This is a genomic window from Thalassovita sp., from assembly GCF_034670005.1.
Classification (GTDB): domain Bacteria; phylum Pseudomonadota; class Alphaproteobacteria; order Rhodobacterales; family Rhodobacteraceae; genus Thalassobius.
In genome coordinates this window covers 510,259-537,256 of record NZ_JAXMOH010000002.1, presented here as the reverse complement: position 1 = coordinate 537,256, position 26,998 = coordinate 510,259, and the positions used below count along the sequence as shown (strand labels likewise).

Annotated in this window: 28 protein-coding genes and 3 tRNA genes; 23 read left to right on the top strand and 8 right to left on the bottom strand. The window is 58.2% G+C overall.

From position 1 onward, the window contains the following. Window positions 1–73: 73 nt before the first annotated feature. Both VOI23_RS06505 and VOI23_RS06500 read right to left on the bottom strand, forming a co-directional pair. Window positions 74–1,291, bottom strand: a complete 1,218-nt coding sequence (locus VOI23_RS06505; protein WP_323783279.1) for a glycosyl transferase — start codon at window positions 1,289–1,291, stop codon at window positions 74–76. A 19-nt stretch (window positions 1,292–1,310) separates the two neighbouring features. Beyond that, window positions 1,311–2,090: an HAD-IIB family hydrolase gene (locus VOI23_RS06500; protein WP_323783276.1), complete on the bottom strand. Its 780-nt coding sequence runs from the start codon at window positions 2,088–2,090 to the stop codon at window positions 1,311–1,313. Between the two features lie 46 nt (window positions 2,091–2,136). Here VOI23_RS06500 and VOI23_RS06495 point away from each other — a divergent pair. From VOI23_RS06495 to VOI23_RS06440, 12 genes are all read left to right on the top strand, one after another. Further along, window positions 2,137–2,212: transfer RNA gene (locus tag VOI23_RS06495), tRNA-Val, on the top strand. Between the two features lie 555 nt (window positions 2,213–2,767). Continuing rightward, on the top strand, window positions 2,768–3,322 hold the full coding sequence (locus VOI23_RS06490; RefSeq protein WP_323783273.1) for a hypothetical protein: 555 nt from the start codon (window positions 2,768–2,770) through the stop codon (window positions 3,320–3,322). A gap of 26 nt (window positions 3,323–3,348) precedes the next feature. After that, window positions 3,349–3,609, top strand: coding sequence for a hypothetical protein (locus VOI23_RS06485; RefSeq protein WP_323783270.1), 261 nt, complete (start codon window positions 3,349–3,351; stop codon window positions 3,607–3,609). Next, the gene (locus VOI23_RS06480; protein ID WP_323783267.1) at window positions 3,606–3,845 is read left to right on the top strand and encodes a hypothetical protein; all 240 of its coding nucleotides are present in this window, start codon (window positions 3,606–3,608) and stop codon (window positions 3,843–3,845) included. Before VOI23_RS06485 ends, VOI23_RS06480 begins: the two co-directional genes overlap by 4 nt. A 1-nt stretch (window position 3,846) precedes the next feature. Further along, window positions 3,847–4,029: a hypothetical protein gene (locus VOI23_RS06475; protein WP_323783264.1), complete on the top strand. Its 183-nt coding sequence runs from the start codon at window positions 3,847–3,849 to the stop codon at window positions 4,027–4,029. After that, window positions 4,022–4,195: a hypothetical protein gene (locus tag VOI23_RS06470; RefSeq protein WP_323783261.1), complete on the top strand. Its 174-nt coding sequence runs from the start codon at window positions 4,022–4,024 to the stop codon at window positions 4,193–4,195. Before VOI23_RS06475 ends, VOI23_RS06470 begins: the two co-directional genes overlap by 8 nt. Beyond that, window positions 4,188–4,700 carry a hypothetical protein gene (locus tag VOI23_RS06465; protein WP_323783258.1) on the top strand — a complete coding sequence of 171 codons (513 nt, stop codon included), beginning with the start codon at window positions 4,188–4,190 and terminating at the stop codon, window positions 4,698–4,700. Before VOI23_RS06470 ends, VOI23_RS06465 begins: the two co-directional genes overlap by 8 nt. Beyond that, on the top strand, window positions 4,697–4,984 hold the full coding sequence (locus VOI23_RS06460) for a hypothetical protein (protein ID WP_323783256.1): 288 nt from the start codon (window positions 4,697–4,699) through the stop codon (window positions 4,982–4,984). The genes VOI23_RS06465 and VOI23_RS06460 overlap by 4 nt, the downstream gene beginning before the upstream one ends. Continuing rightward, complete coding sequence (locus tag VOI23_RS06455; RefSeq protein WP_323783252.1) at window positions 4,981–5,190, top strand: hypothetical protein; 210 nt, start codon at window positions 4,981–4,983, stop codon at window positions 5,188–5,190. The genes VOI23_RS06460 and VOI23_RS06455 overlap by 4 nt, the downstream gene beginning before the upstream one ends. Before the next feature lie 355 nt (window positions 5,191–5,545). Next, complete coding sequence (locus VOI23_RS06450; RefSeq protein ID WP_323783249.1) at window positions 5,546–5,722, top strand: hypothetical protein; 177 nt, start codon at window positions 5,546–5,548, stop codon at window positions 5,720–5,722. Beyond that, window positions 5,715–6,056, top strand: coding sequence for a hypothetical protein (locus VOI23_RS06445; RefSeq protein WP_323783247.1), 342 nt, complete (start codon window positions 5,715–5,717; stop codon window positions 6,054–6,056). Before VOI23_RS06450 ends, VOI23_RS06445 begins: the two co-directional genes overlap by 8 nt. 171 nt (window positions 6,057–6,227) lie before the next feature. Then, on the top strand, window positions 6,228–9,170 hold the full coding sequence (locus VOI23_RS06440) for a primase-helicase family protein (RefSeq protein WP_323783244.1): 2,943 nt from the start codon (window positions 6,228–6,230) through the stop codon (window positions 9,168–9,170). Between the two features lie 336 nt (window positions 9,171–9,506). Here VOI23_RS06440 and VOI23_RS06435 read toward each other — a convergent pair whose 3' ends face one another. After that, entirely contained in the window at window positions 9,507–10,295 is a 789-nt protein-coding gene (locus VOI23_RS06435; protein ID WP_323783241.1) for a hypothetical protein, read from the bottom strand. Window positions 10,296–10,610: 315 nt separating this feature from the next. Between VOI23_RS06435 and VOI23_RS06430 the strand changes: the two genes are divergently transcribed. The 4 genes from VOI23_RS06430 (at window position 10,611) to VOI23_RS06415 (ending at window position 15,744) form a co-directional block, all read left to right on the top strand. Continuing rightward, on the top strand, window positions 10,611–11,297 hold the full coding sequence (locus VOI23_RS06430) for a recombinase family protein (protein WP_323783238.1): 687 nt from the start codon (window positions 10,611–10,613) through the stop codon (window positions 11,295–11,297). A 506-nt stretch (window positions 11,298–11,803) separates the two neighbouring features. Beyond that, entirely contained in the window at window positions 11,804–12,121 is a 318-nt protein-coding gene (locus tag VOI23_RS06425; protein WP_323783235.1) for a hypothetical protein, read from the top strand. Beyond that, window positions 12,118–14,970: a phage tail length tape measure family protein gene (locus VOI23_RS06420; RefSeq protein WP_323783232.1), complete on the top strand. Its 2,853-nt coding sequence runs from the start codon at window positions 12,118–12,120 to the stop codon at window positions 14,968–14,970. The genes VOI23_RS06425 and VOI23_RS06420 overlap by 4 nt, the downstream gene beginning before the upstream one ends. Window positions 14,971–15,132: 162 nt before the next feature. Next, window positions 15,133–15,744: a hypothetical protein gene (locus VOI23_RS06415; RefSeq protein WP_323783230.1), complete on the top strand. Its 612-nt coding sequence runs from the start codon at window positions 15,133–15,135 to the stop codon at window positions 15,742–15,744. Window positions 15,745–15,761: 17 nt separating this feature from the next. Here the strand turns inward: VOI23_RS06415 and VOI23_RS06410 are convergent, their stop codons facing one another. Together VOI23_RS06410 and VOI23_RS06405 are read right to left on the bottom strand one after the other, a co-directional pair. After that, complete coding sequence (locus tag VOI23_RS06410; RefSeq protein ID WP_323783227.1) at window positions 15,762–16,274, bottom strand: hypothetical protein; 513 nt, start codon at window positions 16,272–16,274, stop codon at window positions 15,762–15,764. 5 nt (window positions 16,275–16,279) lie between these two features. Continuing rightward, on the bottom strand, window positions 16,280–17,749 hold the full coding sequence (locus VOI23_RS06405; protein ID WP_323783224.1) for a site-specific integrase: 1,470 nt from the start codon (window positions 17,747–17,749) through the stop codon (window positions 16,280–16,282). 656 nt (window positions 17,750–18,405) lie between these two features. Here VOI23_RS06405 and VOI23_RS06400 point away from each other — a divergent pair. The 3 genes from VOI23_RS06400 (at window position 18,406) to VOI23_RS06390 (ending at window position 18,845) form a co-directional block, all read left to right on the top strand. Further along, window positions 18,406–18,482, top strand: a tRNA-Asp gene (locus VOI23_RS06400). A gap of 34 nt (window positions 18,483–18,516) precedes the next feature. Continuing rightward, a tRNA-Asp gene (locus VOI23_RS06395) sits at window positions 18,517–18,593 on the top strand. Window positions 18,594–18,617: 24 nt separating this feature from the next. Further along, window positions 18,618–18,845, top strand: coding sequence for an RND transporter (locus VOI23_RS06390; protein WP_323783220.1), 228 nt, complete (start codon window positions 18,618–18,620; stop codon window positions 18,843–18,845). On the opposite strand, the gene VOI23_RS06385 is transcribed toward VOI23_RS06390, so the two are convergent. Then, window positions 18,836–19,558 (bottom strand): hypothetical protein, encoded by a 723-nt coding sequence (locus VOI23_RS06385; RefSeq protein ID WP_323783217.1) that lies wholly within the window; start codon window positions 19,556–19,558, stop codon window positions 18,836–18,838. The genes VOI23_RS06390 and VOI23_RS06385 overlap by 10 nt on opposite strands. A gap of 186 nt (window positions 19,559–19,744) precedes the next feature. On the opposite strand from VOI23_RS06385, the gene VOI23_RS06380 reads away from it, so the two are divergent. Continuing rightward, complete coding sequence (locus tag VOI23_RS06380; protein WP_323783214.1) at window positions 19,745–20,620, top strand: glycosyltransferase family 2 protein; 876 nt, start codon at window positions 19,745–19,747, stop codon at window positions 20,618–20,620. Here the strand turns inward: VOI23_RS06380 and VOI23_RS06375 are convergent. After that, complete coding sequence (locus VOI23_RS06375; RefSeq protein ID WP_323783212.1) at window positions 20,617–21,477, bottom strand: alpha/beta hydrolase; 861 nt, start codon at window positions 21,475–21,477, stop codon at window positions 20,617–20,619. The two genes, VOI23_RS06380 and VOI23_RS06375, sit on opposite strands and share 4 nt — an antisense overlap. 131 nt (window positions 21,478–21,608) lie before the next feature. Beyond that, window positions 21,609–22,988, bottom strand: coding sequence for a M20/M25/M40 family metallo-hydrolase (locus VOI23_RS06370; RefSeq protein ID WP_323783209.1), 1,380 nt, complete (start codon window positions 22,986–22,988; stop codon window positions 21,609–21,611). A gap of 218 nt (window positions 22,989–23,206) precedes the next feature. Between VOI23_RS06370 and hemA the strand changes: the two genes are divergently transcribed. The 3 genes from hemA (at window position 23,207) to ispG (ending at window position 26,959) form a co-directional block, all read left to right on the top strand. After that, window positions 23,207–24,430: a 5-aminolevulinate synthase gene (gene hemA, locus VOI23_RS06365; RefSeq protein WP_323783206.1), complete on the top strand. Its 1,224-nt coding sequence runs from the start codon at window positions 23,207–23,209 to the stop codon at window positions 24,428–24,430. Between the two features lie 108 nt (window positions 24,431–24,538). Beyond that, window positions 24,539–25,759, top strand: coding sequence for a helix-turn-helix domain-containing protein (locus tag VOI23_RS06360; protein WP_323783203.1), 1,221 nt, complete (start codon window positions 24,539–24,541; stop codon window positions 25,757–25,759). Between the two features lie 72 nt (window positions 25,760–25,831). Beyond that, entirely contained in the window at window positions 25,832–26,959 is a 1,128-nt protein-coding gene (ispG, locus tag VOI23_RS06355; RefSeq protein WP_323783200.1) for a flavodoxin-dependent (E)-4-hydroxy-3-methylbut-2-enyl-diphosphate synthase, read from the top strand. Window positions 26,960–26,998 lie beyond the last annotated feature (39 nt).

The following is a 26,998-nucleotide window of genomic DNA, read 5'->3' as shown; positions in this document are numbered from 1 at the left end:
CAGTGGAAACAAACTGTTCTCAGATCAAGCAATATGCCTGTCAGACCAGAGAAATATTTGCGCTATATTCCTTCTAGATTTCCTTGAAATCCAGATGCGCGGCCTTCAGCCGGTCCATCATCAGGTCCTGATCGGCGGAATGAACCCGGCTCCAGGTCGGAATAAACGGCGTTTCATGCGGGTTATCGAGGAAGATGCGCCCGGCCTCGACGATGTTTTCTGCAAACAGTTCGACCGCGCGTTCTTCCTGATGGCGGTCAACGGTAAGCCCGTTCATCTGCGCATCGTCGGAATAGCATTCCAGCAGGTCCAGCGCGGACCGGTAATAGGTCGCTTTCAGAGTACGGAAAATTTCCTCGGTAAAGACGGTGCCATCGGCCGCGAGTTTGCGGAAAATCGATTTGCAGATGTCGATCGACATCCGGCTCAGCCCCTTGGTCTTGTCCTCTGGGCTGAGAATCTGATGCTTGTGATCGTAAGCGTCGGAAATTTCCACCTGGCACACCGATTTCGGTGCAAAATTGCGCCAGGCTTCTGACAGGACGCCAATTTCCAATCCCCAATCCGACGGCATCCGCAGATTGGGCAGGATATTGGTTCGCATGGCGAATTCACCCGACAGCGGATAGCGGAATGAGCGCAAAAAATCGAGATAATCGCGGTCACCGATCACCCGTTTTAATGCGATCAGGATCGGTGCGACCAGCATCCGGCTGACCCGCCCATTGATTTTTCCGCCACCGATCCGGGGATAGAAACCCTTGGACATTTGATAGGAGAAATTGGGATTTGCCACCGGATAAACCAGCCGAGCCAGCATTTCCTTGTCATATGTCAGGATGTCACAGTCATGGATCGCCACCACCGCGCTGTCCTGACAGGCCATCATATACCCAAGGCAGGACCAGACATTTTTGCCCTTACCCGGTTCGCAGGGCCCCAGCCCCAACCGTTCCAGACGATTGTCGATCGCCTGCATGCGCGGGCTTTCGTTCCAGATCACGATGTGCTGCTGCGGTAGCCGGGAAAAGAATTGCTTGGCATAGCGATATTGTTCTTCATCCGCCTGATCCAAGCCGATGATGATGCGGTGCAGGTAGGGAACCTGTGACAACTCATCGATGATATTGGGTAGTGCATCACCTTCCAGCTCGGAAAACAGGGACGGCAGCATCAGTGAAATCTTCCGGGTTTCGCTGAATGTCGTTAGCTCTCTGGTCAGAACATCCGGGCCACTGGTACGCAGATTATGCAGGGTTGCGATATTACCGTTCTGGTGAAAATCAGCCACGCGCTTCAGGCTCCGTTTGTTATGTTCGTTGGTCCGAGATTAGAGAGAGCACCATTTGGTTCCAACCAGAAGGCCCGGTTTTTGTGCTTCTAAGGATGCGATTTGCCTGTTTCTTGGGCAGTTGGGGCAAGGGCTTGGAATGGGGATTGCTGATCAAGACCGGGTAATCCGCTGCCAGCAGCATTTCCAAATCGTTCGGGGCATCCCCCAGAGCGATCCGTGGCGGGTTGCCATAGATACTGGCGATTTCATCCATCCGGTCGGCCTTGGTCCTGCCCAGACTTAGCGTCAGGTATCGCCCGCCATAGCGCGCCGCGACGCCCAGCTCGGCCAGCGCCTGTTCAAAAACGCCGCGTTCTTCCTCGGTTCCCGCCCATTCGCCGGGTTCGGAAAAACACCGCTGTCGGGCCAGCTGCGCCTGCGCCAGCGACAGCCCGGTGGACTTGGCTACATCATGTGCAGTCATATCGCCAAATCCGGTGAAGTGACGCCGCAAATCCGGCGCGACTTGATCTAGTGCAGTGCGGATACGGGCATATTCGTCCGCGCCGGTCGCGGTTTTTGCAAATGCCGATAGAATGCCGGCCCCGTTTTCCACGATGGCAGGATAGGCCGCGAGGCCGAGCTCATCCCTGAGCTGCGCAATTTCTGCCGCTGTTTTCGAGCTTGCCAGAATCACCGGCGCCCCCATTTCCCGCAACCGGAGCAAAGCCGGGGCGGCGGCGGCATAGCTGTAACTGTCATGGTCCAGCAGCGTACCGTCGAGATCGGTAAAAACGATCAGGGGGGCTTTCGTCATCTGACCTCTTGCACCCTTTCTAGACTTTCGCTATGACAGCGCGCACGGGTGATTAGCTCAGTTGGTAGAGCGCTTCGTTTACACCGAAGATGTCGGGAGTTCGAGCCTCTCATCACCCACCATCCTTTCCACATTGATTTTAAACGATAATTTCGGGTCCTAGCGGGTCAAGTGTAGGGTAATTGACCCCGATTTTGTAGGGTAGTGTAGGGTAACGGTAGGGTAGCACCCTACACGGCTTTCAAGCAAGCTTTTGCCCGTTTAGCGCGTCACCCTCCCCGTAATACTCGGGCTGTTTCCGCTGACGCGGACCTCGCCGATTCGCTGAATCTTCCTCCACCGGCCCACCGGCCCACCACATCGCCGGGACAGTGACCCACCGAGACGCCAACCCGCCGGGGCGGCGAGGCAGTGACCCACCGAGACGCCAACCCGCCGAGACAGGATATAGCTGCGTCCCCCGCGTCAGCGTGGTGTGTGGTCAATCACCATCCGGTGACCCGTTTTGGTGACTGGTCTTGACTCTGATTCGGTTTTGCGTCATAGTAATCAGCAGAAGTCAAGAAAAAACGCAAGCCTTCGGGTGGGGCGTTTCACATATAGCCGGGAATGGCAGTAGGGCCGCGCGCCTGAACCTCTGGCACCTCATCAAAAACAGATCGCAAGGAGTCGGTGCCGTGGAATACTGCATCACGTCCGCGCACGTGATGAATGCCACGGGCGCAAAAGAAAATTCCATCACCCGGTGGTTCCGGGACGTCCCGCGCCGCCGGGTCAAGAGCATGAACGGGCGATATTATCACCTGTTCCGGCCCGACGATGTGGTGGTGGCCCTGCGCCGTAATCGCCGCCGGGGGCTGTCCGGTGATGATCTGGCCCGCCTAGTCGCGGCCTTCCCGGCGGGTGATCCTTCCGACCGCATCGAGGATTTAGACCACCGCGCCAAGGCGCTGCACAGAGTGCTTACAGCGGAAGAGCGGGCGCGCTTTGCCCGCGTCTCGGACATGGCGGCAAAGGCCGCAGGGCAAGCGTTCTGGGGGAAGGCCCACCTGTTCAATCTGGGGGCAGCACTCGGGCGGCTCATTCTCCGCCCCGAGGTTCTGGCCTACGTCCTAACCGGCGAGCGCCGCCCCGGCTTCCCCGACCATACGCAGCAAGCGTGGGGCGACTACATCGCCCTGCACATCGTCGCGACCGCGACACCCACCGAACTAACCGCCCTCGCGGGTTAACTATCGAGCAGAAAAGGAAAAAGCTCATGAAACTGTTTACTGTAACCAAGGCCCACGTTCTGGGCCTGTTCACCGCAACGCGGGGGCTTGATGAGGCCGCACAGGCTACCATGAAAAATAACCTGAACCTGTGGTTCGCTGACCTTCCGCACACCTGCGGCGAGTACATGCTGCGCGACGTTGTGGTCACTCTTCGTGCGCATAGTGACGCTACTACCGCGCAGGAGATTACCAAGCTGGCCGCAATCGACTCGGCGGTGGCCGCAGGAAAGGCGGTGCCGCAATGAACGGCCTGACGATCAATGACGCCATCGGAATCTTCGCCGTCCTTCGGGGCGGCGCGATTTCCGGGATGCATATAGGCGAGGAACTGGCAATCGCGTTGGACACCGTCCCGGACGTCGCAGGGCGCTACACCGTGGACCAGATCGCCGCAGCGATGACCGAGACCAAGGCGGGCGGGCTATCCCATGCCGAGCGGCTGGCATTCGAGGCCGTGGCCGCAGCCCGGAACGGGGGCTGACATGATCACAGAACACATCTGGGAAACGATGACCGACGCGGAGAAGATCAAATTTCTTGGCCGAACAGTCAGGGACGCAGAGCACCATTTCCGGCGCGTCATCGGCGAAAAAGAGCGGCTGATGGACGAGAACGAGCGCCTGCGGGCTGAAATTTCCGAGCTAAAGGGGGCGACCGATGCTTGACCTACCATTCGAGGTACTGAGCGACGGCGAGAAAATCGCCTTCCTCACCGAGGCGCTGCACGAGGCCTCAGAGGCGATAACTGTCCTGACCGCCGTCAATCAAGAACTACACGCATTCTACGGCGAGCTTCTCGCCGCAATCAAGGGGGAGGAATCCAATGTCTGAGAAGCTTGAAAAACTAATCGAGAACCTGAGCGCCAAGGAAGCCGCGCGCCTCATGACAACCGCCAACGAAATCAGCCGCCACGCGCGGGAAGCGTTCGGCATGGACGTCCCGCTGGACGATATCGCCGTTTTGGTACAGGTCCGTGAGGCGGTGTACAGCGATGGCGGACTCGATGGCGCTGATATCAGCAATGCTCTATACAACCTCAAGGCCAATAGCGAGGCCGTCCGCCAGCACCTCGCCGACACGGAAGGCCTTGAACAGGCCAAAATGGGTGGGGCGGCCCCCGAGGCGACCGAGCTAACCGCCGATACATTGATGCAGGTCCGGAACCCGCATTTGCGCATGAAGCTGGCCCGCCAGCATGGCATTGGCCTGTTGCCGGAGGCCGACCGAGGCCAGCGCCGCCCGGACTCCGCCAACAAAGTGGCGGACCACTCAGTCGCCCAGACCATAGAGGACGCGACTGCCCGCATGAACGCCGCGCGGGGGATCACGAAATGAGAGGTTGGCATGAACTGATCCGCGAAGATCGCAACACAAAGGCCCGGAAGGCGGCGCGGCAACAGAAGTGGAGCCGCGCGGAAAAGCGGCGGGGCGCAAAGTCGCCCCATGAACTGGACGAAGAAGAGTCCCGCCTAATATTCGAGGCGCGTCGGCTGGCGCGGGAGCTTGGTCTCGATGTGGCGGGGATCGGTGACCGGTGGTCCCGGTCTGAGGCCGTCGAGCTGCAACATGACGGTCAGCTTAGCGCCTTCCGCATCATCGACGGGGAGGCAGTACAATGATGCCGCGCAATGCCGAACTTTTCGCGCCCCATTGGACTCTGGTCGATGCTCTGAACATCTTCGCGGAGAACCACCCCGGCGAGGAATTGACCATGCGCGAAACCGACGTCCGGCAAATTACCGGGATGGGCATTGCGATCCGTCCAGCCCTCCGGGAGGCGGGGTTCCTAAATCCGCGCCCCGGCGTCTGGGTGCGACCAGCGTAACAGAATGCCGCCGCGCTTATGTCCAGCGACGCGGCGGATGGCGGGGTGGTGCCCGCAAGCGCGGGGCGGCGGGTTTTGTCCTTTCTCCGCCGCCCCGCCCAATGTCCGAAAAAGCTGCGGCTGGGTGGTTTCATATGCGACATTCCGCCGCAGTTAAGATTCTGCTTTAGGTAGAAATATTGTGACTCTATGGGAGATTGGACACGCCAATCGGGCATTTTGTGATTTAGGATCACATCGTGCAATTCTACGTCACATCGGCCTTCCAACCTTTTCGGACATTCAAAATCAAAGGGTTACGCGATTATCTTGATGCGGCTATGTTGGCGGCACAGCTAAACAGAGGAGATAGTAGATGAGTATTGACCAGACCGTCACCATGGCCATGGCGTTGAGCGAAACAATTGCAGATTGTGTCCTGTCAGCACGGAGGAACGCGGAAGCCATCGAGGCTACGCAGGAACTTTTGGAGGTGCTGAGAGTGCAGGCGGAGATGATCCCCACTGGTAACGTGGTGGTGCTCCATGCTTAAGGAAAAATTCACGACAGCCCGCAAGGAGCCGCGTATCCGTATGACTGCGCATGTGGTTGGGTTCGATGAGCAATACAACGGGTACGGAAGCATCAAAATGATTATTCTTGAGGATGTTCGAGACGACCGAGGGTCAATCCTCGCGGACTATCTTGAAGTAAGCAAAGGCAACGCGTGGGTTGGGGTCATCGGTCGTGATGTGGTCGAGTTTGAGGCGCGACCGGAATGGCACACTTTCCACAAACTTAGCCGCAAGGATGATTGCTACCTTCAGTACCCCGAAACGTTCACTTTCACACGCCCTACAAAGGTTCAGCCGGTAGGAAGGGTTTAGGGGGATAAGGTGCTGTCAATCACCGAATGCAGATCGTGATTAGAACCGCCCGGAAACGGGTATAAATGTAAGATTGGACCCACCTGAATACAATGTCCGTATGACCCGGATTCCGGGAGCGGGTGAGGTGTGTCTGGCGTCCTAATCGGACGCTAACTAGGAGAACTACAAATGAAAGACGTTCACGTCATTGATGACGCAGAATACTGGAACAGCGCGGAATTGCTGGGACAGCCATGTCCCGAATACGACGCCATGTTGCAGCAGGAAGCCACGCTAACCACAGGCCAGTTCTATGCGCCCCGTGACCGCAGAAACACCCAAGACGGAGAATGGGAAGGCCAGACCATGCGGTGGGGCGATTGGCTGGAAGGCGGGAAGGGTTGGGGGCTGACCCGACACATTGAGAGCAAGAACAAAGTTGGCAGCGTCTTCGTCTACGCGTCCACCGTTGAGAAAGCCCGCAAGGCGAAAGCGGTTGATCAGATTTTCGCCATGGCGCTGGATTTCGACAGCGGAACCAAGCTGGACGATATCCTAGACCGGATCGAAGAACTAGGCCTGTTCGCAATCGTATCGACCAGCCACAGCCACGGAAAAGACACCTTCGAAATTTCCCGCGATGACGTGGTCAAGGTGTTCGGCGCGGCTGACAACTACACCGATGACCAGATTCAGACGTTCTTGCGGGAACACTCGAAGCACCACTACGACGAAGAGTTTCTACAGACCGTCACGTTTTCGGAAGTGAAGCGGACGAGCGGTGGTAGTAAGATCGTGTTGAAATCCGCAGGGCTGGACAAGCTCAGAGTCATTTTCCCGCTTGCCGTTCCGGTCGCTATGGACGCGCTCGGCGACACGGACCAAGCCCAACTAAACATGTTCGAGTCCAAGTACGTTGGGGCCGGTGTCGAACTACTGGGCGGGCATCCGGACCTATCCTGCACCGATCCCTGCCGGATGATGTACGCGCCCCGCCACCCCAAGGGGGCGGATTGGTACGCCGCCGTTGCGCGGGGGCGTCCGCTGACCTTCGAAGAAATCCCGACCCTCAGCAAGCGCGACTACACCAAGCGCCTGAAGGGGCCGCAGGACGCCTTCACAGTGGCAGGCGAGGGGGCAGACACCGACAAGCTGTTGACCCCGTCAGGGCGCAATCTCAAGGCGCTGTGGCACGATATAAAAGACCGCCTGATGATCGCGGACCTGATCGAGTCCGAATGCCCGGACAAGCTACGCGACCCGACCGGCGTTGAAGGCAAAATTCAGCTAGAATGCCCCTTCGAACGGGACCACTCGGAAGAGGGTGGTAACGCGACTTTCGCGGTAAACGCGTTGGATAGCGACAAAGGGAATTTCGTGATCCGCTGTAACCGCAATTCTTGTAAATCAGCCGATCACGGGACGCTGGATTTCCTAGCGGAGATGCTGCGGCAGGAATGGTTCGAAGAGGACCTGTTGAACGATGACAGCCCTTACATGCTGGAACCGGGCGAGGAAGTTCAGGAGCAGAGCCAGGTGGCCGCGTCGGTATCCAATTCGGACGCAGGGGCTGACGCCGCTTTCTGTGCCGATATCCGCGCGCCACTATACGACGAACTTCTAGTCGATGGTGAAGGCTTCGTTCGTGCCTCTGACGCGTATCCGGTCCTTTACGATAAGTACGGGATCAAGGCCGGGGCTAGCGACGAAGCCAAACAGAAGGCCTACAAAGCAGCCGTCAACCTGATCCGCGACCAGATCAAGGAATCCATGCGGGTGCGTTTCTCTTACGTGGTGTTTCCGAAGGGTGGCGCACGTGGTGGTGTCCGTACAGCGCCGGGGGCGGCTGTACGGTGGTATGACGAGGGTGGACTCGACCGCCTGTTCCGAAATCGGGAAGTTTCCTACTACACCGAGAACGGCAAGGGGGAACCGAAGGTCGAAAAGCTGAAGCCATCGGTTCTGTTCATGTATGATCGCGCGCGCGATACTTACGGGCGCACTGTTTATGAACCTGCCCCCGAGAAGGCCGCAGAAGCCGCCCGCAACGGAGATTTTAACCTGTGGACCGGGTTCGCTGTTGAGCCGGTAGAGGGTGACTGGTCGCTGCTTCGCACTCACCTGAAAGAGGTGCTGTGCGATAATGACGACGAATTGTTCCACTGGGTCCTGACCTACATTGCTTCCACCTTCGTGCGCCCCGGCGTTAAGGTGCCAAGTTCTATCGCCGTGACCGGCGAACAAGGTACCGGGAAAAGCAAGGTCTGGGACTGGATACGCGAGGCACTGGGGTGCAATGCTATCAAGGTCACGCAGCCCAAGCACATTACCGGGAACTTCAACGAGCACCTTGACGGCAAGTTGCTGATGGTCGCGGAAGAAGCGTTCTGGGCCGGGGATAAGTCGGCGGGCGGTGTTCTAAAGGACATTATCAGCGGTGATAAAATCCCCATCGAACCGAAGTTCGAAAACATGACAGAGCGCCCGAACTACATGTCTTCAACGTTCATTAGTAATAACGATTGGATCATCCCGACCGACGAGGAAGATGCGCGCCGGTTCTTGGTGCTGCGGGCGTCTGAGGCGCACAAGGAAGACGCCCCGTACTTCGCCAAGATCGACGCCCAGATGAAAGACGGCGGCTTGGAAGCAATGGTGTACGAACTGACGCACTGGAACCCCGAGGCAGTGAATTTGACGTGGGATAGCCTGCGGACACCGCCGAAGACTGAGTACCTGCGTCAGCAGGTCGGCATGGGTCTCAGTGGTCCGCTGGCGATGCTGGTGGACGCGCTGGAAGAGGGGGTTATTCAAGGGCGCACTGCGTCTGGGGAAGCGTTCTACTACGACCTAAGTGACACAGAGACGACCCCCGTTGCGAAAACCCACATGAGTGCTTTTCTGGGCATCAAGAAAGGCCGGGGCAATGAAACAGCCGAAGGGGTGAAAGCAATCAAAACCCTGTTTGGTGAGGACGCAGTCCACGATAACAAGGAGCATGTGACCTATGAGGGAAGCCCGGACGCGGACGGGGTCCGGTCGGTCATTACGACAGGGGCGCGGGTGCGTTTCGTACCAGTCCCTCCTCTGGGCGATCTGAAAGAGGTCTTGGCGCGTTACGGTCGCGGGTGAGGCAGGGAGAGAGTGTTGGGCGGCGTCAGCCGCCCTTCGCGTTTCAGGTGACCCGATTACCGGCGTGGGTGACCCGGTTTCGGTCGCGGTAATCGGGTCACCTGAAACCCCTTGTTTTCATGGCTGTTTTGTGTGCTTGACCCTATTACCCTATTTGACCCAATTAAATTGAGAATAGTAGAAGAGTAGAAGAAACGCACACGCCCGCGCATTCTCGCCAAAGTTGGCGGGGATATCGGGTCATACCGAGTTAACGGGTCACTTCCAGAATAGTTTAATGATTACATGTGGTTACGTTGGTCCGTAATCGGGTCAGTTAACGGGTCAGTAATCGGGTCATTGGTTGCCGCCTTCATCCGATCCCTTGTTGATCTGACCGAAATGCTCATCAATGTCTGCCGCCGCTTCGTCAAATTCGAAAATACTTGGAATCTTGGCGAGCCGAATCTTGTTGTGTCCCGGAGCGTCATGGCTACTCCAGCTCAGAAAATCTCGGCCTTCATCTAGGTTGCTGATATCGAGTAGAGCGTTTCTGCCAAACCCCCGCAAGGCCTGTACGCTAGCCGTTTCAACGGTTGCCACACGTCCGGATAATTCGTCCATCTGCTTTGTCAGTGCTGCAATAATTTGATCCTTATCGTCGCCACTCGATTCCAGCTTTGATATGCCCTCTGCCAATGTGACTGGATTGCTAACAGGTGTTCCACCTGAAAGCTGAGTAATTTGGTGCTTGATCCGATCACGCGCTTCAGCGTGAGATGTGGGGTCGTCGTGGGTATACTTGATAATGTTTGTGTGCCCGACATCAAACGGTGGCTGTGGGTCCCAATTTGAGAGCATTATGCAGGGTTTCGCGTACGCGTGGCGTATGCCGAGTTCGTAAAACACATTCGGATTCGAGCCGGAAAGGTCCGCAATCACCATGTCGGCAGAAACAAGGTGCTGAACGATCTCTGTGGTGATATGCGTTGGTTTGTCCAAGCGATCCACCCGGGTCGGTTCATCATATCCTAATTCGGTTATGGCAGGCTTGATGATGTATTCAAGGGCACAGTCCGCCTGCCTCCGTACAGGTGTGTTCTTGTCTCCAATAGGGGAGATAACAAAGCAGGTTTTTCCAGCCATTTCCGCGTTCCTTTCGAGGTGCTATGTTCACCCTAGCGTGATGCTTCGCCTGTGCAATCGTTAGGTTGCATTAACCCGCGCACCATTCGCCTTTTTATCTCGAAAACCAGCAAGCGATCGACCAGAACAGTCTAAAAAGCCTACCGCAGCAGCCGCCTGTCGCTCAGTTCGCAACTGAAAAAGTTGTATACAATTGTATGCCGAAGAATGAAGTCCCGGCCCGTTCCGTGACCGTGATTTGTTGCCAGTCGCGCCGATGTGGTGTATAAATTTGTCTAACGGTCGTAACGCAATTTTGTACACTAGGGCAGAACCATGAAAATCATCGCCTATTACCGGGTATCGACACAACGGCAGGGGCAGAGTGGACTCGGGCTGGAAGCCCAGAAGGCGGCGGTTGCCGCTTACGCGGCCCAGCACAAGGCCACCATCACCGCAGAATACACCGAGGTTGAATCCGGTCGGAAGAAAGACCGCCCGGAACTGGAAAAGGCCCTGCATCAAACACAGATCACGGGCGGGCGTCTGGTGGTCGCCACACTTTCCCGACTGTCTCGGGATGTGGAATTCCTGTTTGCGCTGCGTAACGCGGGCGTCGAGTTTGAGGCGCTGGACATGCAGAACGCCAACACCCTCTCGATTGGCGTCATGGCATCCCATGCCCAGTATGAACGGGAAATCACGTCAGAGCGCACCAAAGCGGCCCTGAAAGCCGCCAAAGCGCGTGGGGTGAAGCTGGGTAACCCCAACGGGGCAGCGGCCCTTAGGCGCGCCCAGAAGGGTAATACAGACGCTGTGGAAGCTATCAAGGAAGCCGCTGACGCGGCGGCGTACCGTCTCGCCTCCACAATCGACTCCCTCAAGGCAGGAGGCCACACCAGCCTGCGCCAGATCGCGGACCAGCTAAACGCGCGCGGGATCAAGACGCCGCGTGGTGGGAAATGGTATGCGACTTCCGTCAAGAACCTGCTGGCCCGGATCGACGCCAAAGCCGCCCGCTAACGCGGAACGTTCTGGGACACCTGAGACACCGCACCACCGACACACCACCACACCGTGCTGTCGAGGCAGTAAAGCCCGCGTCAGCGGGCGACTTGCCCACCATCCCACCAGATCGACATGTAACAGCACCACACAGCCGCAGAGCGAGCTTGTGAGGTGTTGAGTCTGGTGATTATGTGGGTTGGTGATGGCCGCGTTAGCGGCCTTCTGTGGCCCTCTAGAATGCGTCTGGGACCCGTCTAGGGATATGGGTCAATAGTGCCGACCTACTGGTAGGTGCTACACATATGCAGCCACGCAGCCGCCGGTGACCCACCCGCCGCAGCACCCCCCGCTTTTCCGTTCTAAGTACCCCCATATTTTATAAAAAATTCCGGTCCTTACCTTGCAGTTACGTAATGACTGTACCCCCGCCGTGATCGTGACCGTTCCGCGCCATGGCGTGACAAACGTCTGCAATTGTGTTATATTATAACATATAAGAAACCTCCCCCGAGATCGAGCAAATGAATCCACACCTCGCAAACCTGCGGGATCGCGCCCGCCAATGTCGTTCACGCGGCGAAATGGCAAAACGCTTCCCAGCCGAATACAGAGAAATCCACCGCCGTGGCCTGACCTTCCTTTTCGACCACATGCCGCGCCTGCGGCGTAAGAAGTTCACCGAGGAAGAGCTACGCCAGATCGCGGCCAAGTATGAATCGCGCACTGAGTTCCAGAACAATGAGTCATCGGCATACATGGCTGCATGGCGACGCGGCCTGATTGATAAGATTTGCCCGCCGTCCCGCGCCGGGGCACACCTGCATGAGGTGGCACAATGAGCGGCGGCACACAGACCCATGAACTACGCCTTCTAATCAATGCCAGCGCCGCCGAAACCGGCGCGAAGCGATTTAAGGGTGCCGTGGCATCCATCAAGCGAGCCGTGGAGGGGCTGGAACGCTCCACCGATGGCACGTTCAAGAACCTCAAGAAGGGAATGCAGGTTAACCCCGGTCGCGGCGCAGAAACTGCCCTAAACAATACCGCCAAGGCCGCGAACCGCACCGAGCAAGCCGCCCAGCGTCTCGCCACCGCCACCACCAACGCGATGACCACGGCGACGGGGCAGGCATCGAAGCTTCGCGCCCAGTTCGAGGCCATGGGGGATGCATCGGGAATCCAGCGCGTCGAGGCCGCGCTGGCGCGCCTGCAATCACGCGCCGGTAAGGCGGGCGGCACGGCTGACCTTGGCGCAGCGAAAGCAGACTACCGCGCCACCACCGCAGGCCTACAGGCTGAGGCCCGCGCCTCTGAGGCCGCAGCTAAGGCAAGCGCCGCACACGCCGCCGAACTGGTCGCGCTGAAAACGAAGTATGACCCCATTTTTGCGGCGTCAAAGCTGTACGAAAAACAGCTTGGCGAGGTGAACGCGGCCCATGCGGCGGGGGTCCTGTCTGCATCGCAGCATGAGAATGCGATTGAACACCTGAACACCCAGCTTCAAATGGGCGTTGTCTCTTCGAACAAATATTCTCAGTCGGTTCGCGTCAGTTCCATGCACATGTCAGGCGCGACCGCCAACATGGTCGCGCAATTCAACGATATCGGCGTCATGCTGGCGGCGGGGCAGTCGCCGCTCTTGCTGGCGATGCAGCAGGGCACCCAGTTGTCGCAGGTCCTTAATCAGATTGGCGGCGGACCTCGCAGCGTTCTGGGTGCACTTAAGGGTGGTTTCCTATCCATGCTGAACCCGGTCAGCCTCCTGACCATCGGTACAATCGCCCTAGGTGCGGCCCTGTTCCAAGCGTTTACCAAGGGCCGGGAAAAGACCAAATCTTTTGCTGAATCTCTGTCCGGCGCCCGCAGCGCGCTTAACGAGCTACGCAGCGCCTCATACGCCCTTGCAGGCGGCAACCTGCGCCAACTGCGTCAGGAATACGGGAAGGTAAACGACGAACTGGACGCCCATCTAGAGCGCCTGCAAAAGGTGGCCCAGATCGAAGCCGCGACCAAGAACGCAGACCTTGCTGCATCGATCCGCGAGTCCCTGACCAGCGACGGGAATCCACTTACAGGTGATGTGGATGCAGTCCGGCGCGCGTTCGATACCACCAACGACCGCGCCAGAACGTTCTTGTTCATGCTGGAAGATATTCGCAACGCCCACACCTTCGCAGACCAAGCCGCAGCTATCACGAAGCTGCGCAAGGAAGTGGAATCCACCACAGGCGGATTGGATAAAGCGGAGGGGGCAGGACGTGGTATGCTGGCCCAGCTTATCCGCGCTGAGGATTTCGCGCTTAAGCTTCTCCACGCGATGGACGGCACCAGCGAGTCCACAAACCGCAGCAAGAGCGCAGCCGGTGGCCTAACCGCGTCCATTGGAACCGCCGCAGATGAGGCGGCACGCCTGCTACAGAACCTCACAAGCGTACCCGGTGCCTTGTCCCTTATGGGTAAGAGCGTAGAACAACAAATCGCAGGCCTGAACGCGCAAAACGAGTCCATCGGCTTGCAGCTATCGGAAGGCCTTTCCGCCATGGCCGCCAACCGCCGGGTTCAGCTTCAAGACATGATCGACACCAGCAAAGAACGCGGGCAGATCATTTCCCCCGACCAGATCGCCAAGGAATGGGCCGCGATTAACGAACTGGACGCAGCCGCCAAGAAGCAGGAAGAACTGCGCAAGCGCCTGAACGACGCGAACAAACCCACCAAGAAAGGCGGCGGCCACCGCCGGGGCGTGCTGGATGAAATTGTCCGCACCACTGAGGGCCTCGAAGCACAGGCATATGCATGGCACGCGCTGGCAGAGGGTCAGTACAGCAGCGAGGAAGCCGCGCGCCTGTACGGTCAGGTGATGGCGGAGAACAACGGGAAGATTGATGAAGAGACCGCCGCCCTACTGGCAAATCTCGACGCCTATGCAGCGCGAAACGAACGTCTGGGCGAGGTCCCCGAGGCGTTCGCCGACACGATGTACCGCGCGACAGAGTCGTCGCTGGAAACGGCTGTCCGTGACGGGCTGATGGGCAAGAAGGTTACCTTCCAAGATTTCGCCCGGGCCATTCAGGCAGAAGTCGCCGCCAAGTTGGCAAAGGGGCTGTCCGGGGAAATCATGACCGGGCTAGGGCTGGACAAACTATTCGGGGCAGGCGGGAACGTTGCCGCAGCCCAAATGCAGGCCGGTATCATCACTGGTGGCAACATCGCAGCGCAGACCATGGCAACCGCCATTTCCACCGGGCAGGCTACCAGCGCCGCGACAGGCGGAACCGGCGGGGATTGGTTGTCTACCGCCGTGCAGGTCGGGCTTTCGTTGTTCGGCTTCGATGAAGGAGTCGCGAACACCAGCAACCCGGCGGCGTGGCAGAAAATCCCCGCCTTCGCCGAGGGCACCGCGAACACGTCCGGCGGAATGCCCGCCGTTCTGCATCCAAACGAGGCGGTTATCCCTCTTAGCCGTGGCCGCAAAGTACCGGTCGAAATGTCCGGCGGCGCAGGTGGCGGCGTCACGATCAACGGCGGCATCCACACCGCAGTCAAAGTTGAGGGCGGCGACGATAGCCCCCAGAACGCCGCGCGCATCGGGCAGGCCGTCCGGGAGAGCATCGAGGGTATGATTGACACCCGCATCGCCGAGGCTGCGGGGTACGGCGGCGCACTAAATCCACGCGGCGGCTGGTAACAGCCCCCCACAAATCGACCAGAGTAATTAAGTAATGACAGAAGATATCAAAGCAATCGCCGACGCCGGGGCAACGGGGGCCGCAGCCGGGGCCGTATTCGGATTCCTCCCTGACGTCGCTGCGGCACTCTCTATTCTGTGGCTGTCGATCAGAATATATGAATGGGCGCGACTCCGTATATTCAAGTTGCCGCCGACGAATGGGGGATTCGAGTAATGGCCCGCCTTGGAAATGCCAAACATGAGCAATTCGCACAGGCAATTGCGAACGGCACACACGCGCGGCAGGAAGATGCATACGTCGCCGCAGGCTACAAAGAAGCGAACGCAAAATCGCACGCTTCCCACCTCGCAAAGCGCCCGGACGTCCGCGCCCGGATCGAGGAATTGCAGGGCCAAGCCCTAGCCCCTGTCATCGGCGGCGGCACCCCGCTAGAGGCGTTTGGCATCACCATTCCGTGGCTTGCGACTCAATACGACAGGGTACGCATCCTCGCCATGCAGGCGGGAGACATGAAAACGGCGTCTGCCTGTGTGAAGAACGTCCAGAGCCTCATTGACCTAGAAACCCGCCTGACCACCGACAAAGCAGCCAAGCCCACCCCGGTGGGCCGGATCGACGTCAACAGCCTGTCCGGCATCTTGGACAAGGTAGCGGACGCGGTGAAAGCATCGAAGGCACCAGAGGCCCAACCCGCCGCCGTCTCAGCAACCGACCAGCCCGCAGCGCACCCGACGTATAAGGCGCTGCGGGCGGCTGAGAACGAGACCTAGGCGGGCTTGTGTCGTGATCAGCGCCGCAGGACGTCCAGCGGCGGTTCGCGATGGTATAGTTTGGGCAGTACGTATAAGAGTTCCTTCGGGTCAGGTACTTTCACGATACTGTCAGGTGGATATCTCAGTGCATAATTGCTCGCGTTGCTAAACTGTTCGCTAAGCAATTCGATGTAGCTATCCATGGTTTTTTCACGACTAAATTCCATGGCGGTCATCATATGAATGACGATTCCTTTCGGTCTCCGCGAGTCTTCGAGCAGACTGATAGCTTTTTGTCGAATATGCTCTAGCCTGTCGTCATTCCACATATCACGAATGTGATGGCTGTATTTCTTTGGGTCAGTGCCCGGACCATCCAAAACGACCAAGTGAGATTTTAAGTAAAGCTCTAAGCTGTGTCCGATATTGTGAAGGCACACAAAGTACAAACCTCGTCCGCGCTGCTGATTGTTTGCAAGCTGCGCTGCCTCTAGATATTCTAGTGACACCTGCCAAAAACGCCCTGCCATTCTTTCGTGTTCTTTCATGTCGCTCACCAATAGGTCACCGCGTCCAGACACTTCTTAACCGCTGCACGCATCGCCGGATCGTCACCCAGTGTTCCGCCGTAGTGCCGCCCCATTTCCAGTTTCTTGACGTGCCCGGTGACAACTACCTCAATCGGTGTGCTGTAACCGTCTACAGCGCGGAGGCGCTGCAATAGCGTGTCCTTGGTACTGTACAGTACCTTGCGGGGGTCGGTCACCCTTGCGCGCTTGCGGATCACGGCGAACGAGCGCCGCATGGCTTCGTGCAGCTTCTCCGCATTGTATTTCCCGTATTCCTCGCCTTGGTGCAGGCCTTCGAAAATGCAGGCATCAAAGCCACCATCCGCGACGAAGGCCGGAAAATCGGCGATGTGATCGCAGATCGGAATCTTGCGCTTGATACCGGTCTTGGTCCGCTGGACGTCGATGTAATCGGCAGTGACCCCGCCGTGGTCGCGTAGCCAAAACGCTTCGACAGGGCGCAGGCCAGACCACAGCAGCACCCGCAGCACCATTAGAAATGCGCGACGGCGTTCAGCACTGAGCTTGCTCCGCCGGTTGTCTGGGTCCCATTCCCATTGGGCTTCTGCCCATATCCTCTTCATCTCCGCATCGTTAAACGGCAGATACATCGTATCTTCGATTGCATCCGTCCGGGGCATTTCCAGTGTCTTGACCGGGTTCATGATCACCCCCGGTACTTTCCGGGTTTTAATGGCGTGATTGAACACACTGGACATGCCGTCGAAATATTTGTGGATGGAACTGTTTTTCACGCCATCGTCGTGCAACAGGTAGTCAAGATATTCCTGCAACAGGTCCGGCGTGATCGAGGCCAGAGAAGGTTCATAGTCCATGCGCTTTTCGTCCAGCAGGAACTTGTTGAACTTGGCGGTGGTTACCTTGTGATTGCGCACGGTGTTGGGTTTGAGTTTCCGCAGTTCTGCGATGGCCGCATGAAGGTGACTCAGTGTGTGCCTGGGGTTCACCAGCCGTTCGCCTGCCAGTTCGGTAATGCGCGCGTCTAGCGCGGTCTTCATGGCGTCGAACATGGCAGCATCTACCGCATCGGTGGGGCGCTGAGGCTCTAGGACGTCCACCAGTGCCGCATGATATTCCGAGCCGCCTATCAGGTCGAACGTTGACCGGTCCCCGAAGGCAAAGGCCGCGTGAGCGGCCAAGGCTTCAAGCTCTTGTGCCGGGGGCAGGGCGCGTGCGGCTTTCATCTTGTCCGCTGTGTCGCGCCAGATTCCCGGATTCCGGTCCATCGGTTTGGCTTCCTGCCACTCGCCTTTGTCGTTTTGCGCTAGCTGCGCATTGGCTCGGATGCGCACCACCATAGCGGCGGCTTCGTCTTCCATGTCTGCGTGGTGCTTGTCGCGGCCTTCTGGCGTGGAGAGGCGTTCTAGCAGTCCGTCATAGTGCGCATTCAATTGCCGCGCCCGGTCCATCGCCGCGCCGTAGTGCGCGCCCAAGGATTGGTCCCAGACCTTGCGCCCCCCGAGGGCCGCTTGTGCGTCTTTCGGGACCCGCCGCTGGTACCGATACCGACCGTTCTTAGGTCCTTTAAGGTGTGGAATCCCGTTGGCTTCCTTGGCGTTCATGTTCGGCCCCTTTCGGCGAAATTGTAGGGTAATACTGCCGAATTTGTAGGGTGGTTTTCCGATTTAGTGCAAGGGAGAAGTGCAAAAGCGCTTGAAAATAAGGGGTTTTGTTGATTGTGGGGCTTTTGAGCCTCTCATCACCCACCATTTTTCATATATACAACACGGTTACAGGGAATTTTTCCTGTTTAGTCACCGTTTCACCTATAGATTAGGCCACTTCCTGTGGGATGTAAAACGGACCCAATGTCCCGCTTGGCGATTGAAAGTTCTGGGCCTGCCCGCGCCATAACGGTGCCTCAGGCCAATTTCTTGTGATCAATGACTCGATTCTTGCATTGTTGACGGGATTTTCTACTGAAATCGGTGTCGAAATTCGGCGTCTTTCTTGTGATTTCTAGGCGGAACCCGAAGAGCCTGAAACAGGCGCCCGAATATTTTGGTTTTTCGGCCAAGTGGCGCTTGACGGGGCAGGGCGGTCGGCATAAACAGCCTCTCACGCTCGGGATGACCCGGGTGGGCAGTGAGCGGTTGTAGCTCAGATGGTTAGAGTACCGGCCTGTCACGCCGGGGGTCGCGGGTTCGAGCCCCGTCAACCGCGCCACCACTGCCCAACCCGATGAGACCCGAGAAAATGCGCGGTTGTAGCTCAGATGGTTAGAGTACCGGCCTGTCACGCCGGGGGTCGCGGGTTCGAGCCCCGTCAACCGCGCCATTTTCCTCAATAACAGGCCCTTCCATGAGATTTCTCGACACTTTGTCATGGCCGATGCTGATCATGGCTGCGATTGCTTTGGGGCTGGCCCCGTTCACACCGGAACCGCATCTGTGGGAAAAGCTGAAAATGCTGGCCGCAGGCGATCTGAACCGACCAATCGACATCTTCGATCTTTGTCTGCACGGATTTCCGATGCTTCTGTTGGCCGCCAAGGGCGTCAGAGCGCTGCAAAACCGCGATCAGAGATAGCTGTAGCCGAGTAACGCTTCGAGTTTCAGGTCCAGCGCCTGACGCATGAAATCCCGGTCCTGCTCGCTCAATTCAGCAGGCGCTTCGCCCCGTAGGTCGGGATCTACCGAGAGCTGGAACCGGTTGCCCATCCGGCGCGTGACACCCTTGATCCTTTCGCCTTTCAACGGCAAATCCAGCGTGTCCAGCGCCCATTTGGCAAAACCTTCGGGATCGGCCTGTACCGTTTCAGCCTTAACCAGCATCAGATTGCAGCCCCGGTTCAGCATTCCCAAATGTGACGCCAGTTTTACACTGCGCAGCTGAAACAGGTTGTCAAACCGCCTGCCGGTTATCGGGTGGCGATCATATTGCAAATCTTCACCCAGCACCTTTTCGGCAATCTCAGGGTGTAGTTCCTCGAAATCAGTGGGGCGATCGACGATGCTGCGCCATGGGCTGCGGATGAAGGCAGAGAAATTCAAAGCCTGATGCATCGGATCCAGATGCCAGGGCCGTTTGAACATCGAACGGGCCCAGTCTTCGGCATTGCGTACCGCCACCACGACCAGAAAATCGCGCGGGATTGCCGGCATCCGCGGGGCGGCATGTTTCCAACCCAACGCTTCTGTCCGGGTGATCTGAACATTTTTCTCGATCAGTTTGCGCACCAGATTGGTGGCCGAAGCCCGTTCGCCCAGAACCTGGAACTGGGTTAGCGGAACATCGTTCACACGGCGAAAAAACAGGCCGGTTCGGCTGAATTCATCAAGAATAATGGCAAGCCCTCTGCGTTGCGCTGCGGATACCTTCGTTCAAGGGACCGCATATTTTTAATTCTCAAGTCCCATCAAACAGGTTAGGACTGTCGATAACAAGGCGTCCGGGCAAACCGGAACGGGATAATTGCAGGTGATGTAATGCAATCGACGGCCGCCGTCGTCACTATGGTGCGCGACGACCATTTTTTTCTCAAGGCGTGGCTGCGCTATTACGGTGCGCTTTTCGGGCGCGAAAATCTCTATGTGATCAATCACGGTCGCGGCGCAGGCGTGGCCGAACTGGCCGAGGGATGCAATATCATCGGCTTGCCGGGCGATCCGCATAAAAACTTCGATATGAAGCGCTGGCGGCTGCTCAACGGGATCGTTGGCGGGCTGAAAAGCTATTACAAACATGTCATCGTTGGCGATGTCGATGAATTGCTGGTGATCGACCCGGAAAAGGGCCGGACGCTTCTGGAATTTCTCGAAGTCCGCCGCGCGGATCAGGTGCTGACCCCGCTCGGGCTGGAACTGATCCACCGTATCGATCTGGAACCCGACCCGATCCGCGACAGGATTCTTGGCCCGCGCCGCCATGTCCGCATCGCGCCGCATTATTCGAAACCTTGCGTGATCTCGACCGGTACCAAGATTGCGCGGGGCGGCCATTTCGCCCAGTATCCCAAGCTCAACACGCCCGAGGCGCTGTATCTCTTCCATCTGAAATTCTGCGATTTCGAGGAATACAGCGCCGCGATGAACCGTCGAAACGCGGTGACCAGCGCAATAGGCGCCGAAATTTCAGACGCTTCGATCGGGCGCCATTGGTTCGCCTCCGAACGCGGCGAAGACCGCGCTCTGTTCGACGGCTTCGCCCAGATGAGCATGGTCGACGGCTTCGACATGCAGGCCTATCGCAAACATATGCACGACACGTTCAAACTGCGCGGCGATACCGGGTTTTATGAATTCGATCGGCCCGAATACGACGCGCAATATGAACTGCCCGAGCGCTTCAGCGGGGTTTTCTAGCCCAGAAATTCCAGCAACGCCGCACTGGTTTCCTCTGGCGCGGTATCAGGAAAAAAATGCCCGCCGGGGATTGCCATGGCCCGCAGGTCGGCGCAGCGGTCCGCCCAGGTGCCCGGGACGTCATAGGCCTGGGCCATCGCCCCGTCGGCACCGTAAAGCAGCAGCGTCGGGCAGGCGACCCGTCGGTCCAGATCAGCCGCGTCCAGGGCGAAATCCACCTCGATGGCGGCGCGGTAATCGTTGCACATGCCCCGGATAGTGTCTGCATCGCGCCAGGCCGCGCGATAGGCGGCCAGTTGGACAGGATCGAAATCCTCGATCTTCGATGCGCCCCATCCCAGCAGGCAACTCTCGAAATAGTAATCGGGATCGGCGCCGATCAACCGTTCGGGAAACGGCGCCGGCTGGGCCAGGAAGAACCAGTGGTAATAGGCCTTGGCAACCTGCATGCTCAACTGATCCAGCAACAGATGGGTCGGAACAATATCCATCAGCACCAGCGATTTGATCCGGTCGGGAAAATCAAGCGCGATCCGGTGGGCCGTGCGCGCACCGCGATCATGACCGACCAGATCGAAGCGCTCGAAACCCAGTTCGCGCATCAATCCGGCCTGGTCGCGCCCCATTTCACGGAAGGAATAATCGGCCACCGCCTCCGGTTTGGCCGATTTCCCGTACCCACGCAAATCGGCGCAGACCACGGTGAAACTGTCGGTCAGGCGCGGCGCGATGGCCGACCACATCGCCCGGGTCTGCGGAAATCCGTGCAGCAACAGAACCGGCGGCCCAGATCCACCAATTTCATAGGCTATCTCAGCCCCGTCGATCTCCGCTTGCCCGTTCTGAAATCCCCGCATGTCCTAATCCTTCATTTTGCCCCAAACACTCCGGGGGAATCGCGCAAGGCGCGATGGGGGCAGCGCCCCCGAAGCCGCTTCGCCGCAAGGCGAAGCTCCCCCTGCGCGCCCGGAACGGGCGCTCCGTCAGATCAGGCCTGTTTTGTCAAAGCGTCCAGAATGCGCGCCCAGCTGCGCATGCCGCGGTGAAAGCTCGACAGATCGTATTTTTCGTTCGGTGAATGAATCTGGTCATCATCCTTGCCGAACCCGATCAGCATTGCATCGGTGCCCAGGATGTCCTTAAAATAGCCCGCAATCGGTATCGATCCACCACAGCCGACATAAGCCGCCGGGTTTGGCCATTCCGCACTCAGCGCAGTTCGGGCCTGCTCGAACATCGGGTTGTCGATCGACATCTGCGACGCCGGCGACCCCTTCTCGGTGCGGTATTCGATGCTGAACCCTTCGGGCAACCGGCTTTCGACATAGTCGCGGAACGACTTGCGGATCGCGTCCGGGTCCTGTTTGCCGACCAGCCGGAAACTGACTTTGGCGCTGGCTTGACTCGGCAACACGGTCTTGAACCCCGCCCCGGTATATCCGCCCCAGATCCCGTTCACGTCGCAGGTCGGCCGCGACCAGATCATCTCGATCGGCATCCGGTCCTGTTCGCCAGCCGGCTCCTTCAGTCCGACTTCGCTGAGGAAAGACTGATGATCGAAATTCAACCCCTGCCATTGCGCCAGCACTTCTTCGGGCAGTTCCTCGACCCCGTCATAGAAACCCGGCAGGGTGATGCGGCCGGTGTCGTCATGCAGGTCGGCCAGAATGCGGGTCAGCACCCGGATCGGGTTCATGGCGATGCCGCCATACATGCCCGAATGCAGATCGCGGTCCGGTCCGGTGATGGTGAAATCTTCACCCAAAAGCCCGCGCAGCATGGTCACGATGGTCGGTGTGCTGTCGCCGTACAGCCCGGTGTCGCAGATCAGCGCGATGTCGGATTTCAGCTCGTCGGCGTTTTCGCGCATGAACGGGATCAGCGATGGCGATCCCGATTCTTCCTCGCCTTCGAAAAAGAAAGTGATTTTGCACGGCAGCGTTCCATTGACCGACTGCCACGCCCGGCAGGCTTCGACAAAGGTCATCAACTGACCTTTATCATCCGACGCGCCGCGGCCGCGGATCACTTTATGGCCTTCGGCTTCTTCGATTGCCGGGTCGAAGGGATCGCGGTCCCACAGGTCCAGAGGATCCACCGGCTGCACGTCGTAATGGCCATAAAACAGGATATGCGGCCCATCACCCTCGATATGGCCCACGACCATAGGGTGGCCGGGTGTTTTCCGTTTTTCTGCTTGAATGCCAATGCTTTGGAGGTCTGATACCAACCAGTCTGCAGCCGTCTGGCAATCCCCCTTATAGGCGGGATCGGTCGAAATCGACGGGATTCGCAGCAGCTCTAACAACCGCTCCGTGGCGGCGGGTAAATCCTGATCGATACGGGACAGAACGGTTTCAAGCGACATGGGGGCTCCTGCAGGTTTGATTTTGCGGCGGACGTGGCCGCGCCACCCGATTGTCATCATAGCCGGGCTTGATGCAAGTCAAGGAATGCAGAAGCGTCAAATTGTTACCTTTCGCCGGAACCGCACTCAGACTATAACAATTTCTTGAATATGTTCGAACAGGACAAGCCCGGTGGAAACGCGCATACTACGCCGAGCCAAGGAGAAGGATCAAAGACGTGGATTACTCGGCCAAGCTCGACGAAGCCCTCAACAGTCTGCACGAAGAGGGACGGTATCGGACCTTCATCGATATCGAACGGGAAAACGGAAATTTTCCGCACGCGCTCTGGACCCGTCCTGACGGCACGCAAAAATCGATCACTGTGTGGTGCGGCAATGATTATCTGGGCATGGGCCAGCATCCGGTCGTTCTGGAGGCGATGCACGAAGCGCTTGATGCGACCGGCGCGGGATCGGGCGGCACCCGGAATATTTCGGGCACCACAGTTTATCACAAACGGCTGGAGGCGGAACTGGCCGATCTGCACGGCAAAGAAGCTGCGCTGCTGTTTACCTCCGCCTATATCGCCAATGACGCGACGCTATCGACCCTGCCGAAACTGTTCCCCGGCCTGATCATCTATTCGGACGAGTTGAACCACGCCTCGATGATCGAGGGCGTGCGCCGGAACGGCGGTGCCAAGCGCGTGTTCCGCCACAATGACGTCGAGCACCTGCGCGAATTGTTGGCCGCCGACGATCCCGAAGCGCCTAAGCTGATCGCCTTCGAATCGGTCTACTCGATGGACGGCGATTTCGGCCCGATCGAAGCAATCTGCGATCTGGCCGACGAATTCAACGCGCTGACCTATATCGACGAAGTCCATGCCGTCGGCATGTATGGCCCCCGCGGCGGCGGTGTTACCGAACGCGACCGGCTGGCCCATCGTATCGACATCATCAATGGAACACTGGCCAAGGCTTATGGCGTGATGGGCGGTTATATTGCCGCGTCGGCCAAAATGTGTGACGCGGTGCGGTCCTATGCGCCGGGTTTCATCTTCACCACGTCTTTGGCACCGGCCATTGCCGCTGGTGCGGCGGCCTCGGTTGCGCATCTGAAAACCGATCAGGAACGTCGAGACCGTCACCAAACCCAAGCCCGGATTCTCAAGACCCGGCTGAAGGGCATGGGGCTTCCGATCATTGACCATGGATCACATATCGTTCCGGTGATTGTCGGCGATCCGGTCCACACCAAACAACTGTCCGATATGTTGTTGGAACAATTCGGCATCTATGTTCAGCCGATCAATTATCCCACCGTTCCGCGCGGGACCGAGCGGCTTCGGTTTACCCCATCGCCGGTCCATGGCCCGGACGAAATGGACAAGCTGGTCCGTGCCCTTGACGATCTTTGGTCGCAATGTGCGCTGAATCGTGCCGAAATGAGTGCCTAAAACCACATGTGGTGTAAAAAAACTTGCCATGTGCTACGCTGATATAAACAAAGGTCGCGTCTCGAATCGATTGGTTCGGTAAGCGAATCGGCAGGTAGGGCAGTGGGGATGATCAGGCGAAAAACACCAAAGGTGTCAGACGACGCGAATACCGGGCCAAGAGGGTTCGACGATTTCGAAATGCGTCTGGGCGATGTCATGCGCGGCGAACGGGCCACGTTAGGAAAATCGCTGCTCGATGTGCAACGGGAACTTCGGATCAAAGCCGCCTATATTGCTGCGATCGAAAATGCCGACCCATCGGTTTTTGACACGCCCGGCTTTATCGCCGGGTATGTCCGTTCTTACGCCCGCTATCTCGGGATGGATCCGGAAGAAGCATTCAGCCGCTTTTGTGAAGAAAGCGGTTTTTCAACCGCACATGGCATGTCCGCCGAAGCCTCCAGCCGGAAAGCATCGAAAGACGTGCCATTGGTCGCTCGGGGCGACCGCGATCCCTTCAGTGCGCCGACCACCCCCTTTGCTCCGGTCAAGGAAGGTTTCTTTGCCAATATCGAACCCGGCGCAATTGGATCGTCACTGGTCCTGCTGGCGTTGATTGGCGGTATCGGGTTTGGCGGATGGACCGTGTTGAACGAAATTCAACGGGTGCAATTCGCTCCGGTTGAAAACACCCCCGACGTTCTGGCCGATCTCGATCCGCTGTCGACGTCCCGATCGACGACGACCGGTGAAGGCGTGGTGCAAAGCGGTGCGTTCACGCCTCCGTCGGAAGCTCTGGACCGGTTGTACCGGCCGCAGGCGCTGGATGTGCCGGTTCTGGTGGCGCGCGATGCACCGATTTCCACCCTCGATCCCAGCAGCGTTGGCAGTTTCGTGCCTGAAACGCCGGATCAGTTCGATACGGCTTTTGCCGATCCCGAACCGGCGGCGCAGCCTGCATCGGACCTTCCACAAGTTGTCGAACGTCTGGGCGATGGGGTGACGATCGTGGCCGCTCGGCCGTCTTGGGTCCGGGTGCAGACTGCTGACGGAACCTCCGTTTTCGAAGGCATCATGGAGCCCTGCGATACTTACACCGTGGCGCAGACCGAACAGCCGCATACGATCCGGGTCGGTGACAGCGGTTCGATCTATTTCGCGGTGGATGGCACCACGCGGGGACCGGCTGGATCGCGCGGGTCCGTCACGTCGAAGCTGGCGTTGTCAGTCGATCATCTGAATGCCACCTATCAGGTCGCTGATTTCGATGCCGACCGCGATATTGCGAAAATCGTCGCCGATCTGCGTGGCGAATCGATTGTACCGTTCTGCCAAAACCTCGACTGAAACGGTTGATCCGGTTGCAGGGGGGCAGGGGATGGCCTATGTCCTTGCCTGCAAATGCAGAGGGTTCCTTCCATGTCGCTGAACCACATCCGCCCGTGGCGCAATATCTACCGTCGTGAAAGCCGTAAGATACATGTCGGCAACGTGCCGGTCGGTGGTGATGCGCCGATTTCGGTGCAGACGATGACTAATACCATTACCTCGGATGTCAGGGCGACGGTGGAACAGGTTCAGCGTGCCGCCGAGGCGGGTGCGGATATCGTACGGGTTTCGGTCCCGGACGAAGCGAGTTCCAAGGCGTTGAAAGAAATCGTGCGCGAAAGCCCGGTGCCAATCGTCGCCGACATCCATTTCCATTACAAACGCGGAATAGAAAGCGCCGAGGCGGGCGCGGCCTGCCTGCGCATCAATCCCGGAAATATCGGCGATGAAAAGCGGGTCAAGGAAGTGATCAACGCGGCGCGCGATCACAACTGTTCGATCCGCATCGGCGTCAATGCCGGGAGCCTGGAAAAGCACCTTCTGGAAAAATACGGCGAACCCTGTCCCGACGCGATGGTCGAAAGTGGCATGGATCACATCCGCATCCTGCAGGATCACGATTTTCACGAATTCAAGATCAGCGTGAAGGCGTCTGACGTGTTCATGGCCGCGGCCGCCTATCAGCAACTCGCAGATCAGACCGACGCGCCGATCCATCTGGGTATCACCGAAGCCGGTGGGTTGATGTCGGGCACGATCAAATCGGCTATCGGGCTGGGCAACTTGCTGTGGATGGGGATTGGCGACACGATCCGGGTCAGCCTGTCGGCCGATCCGGTGGAAGAGGTCAAAGTCGGGTATGAAATCCTGAAAACGCTGGGCCTGCGCCATCGCGGCGTCAATATCATTTCCTGCCCCAGCTGTGCGCGGCAGGGCTTCGACGTGATCAAGACCGTTGAAGCGCTGGAAAAGCGGCTGGAACATATCAAGACACCGATGAGCCTGTCGATCATTGGCTGCGTCGTGAACGGGCCCGGCGAAGCGTTGATGACGGATGTCGGGTTCACCGGCGGCGGGGCTGGGTCCGGCATGGTGTATCTCGCGGGCAAGGCCAGTCACAAGATGTCCAACGACCGAATGATCGACCATATCGTCGAAGAGGTCGAAAAGCGCGCCGAAGTGATCGAGGCGGATCAGACGCCCGACGCCGCGGAATAACCTGCGCAGTTCTGACGGTGCTACGCCATTTCGCAGGCT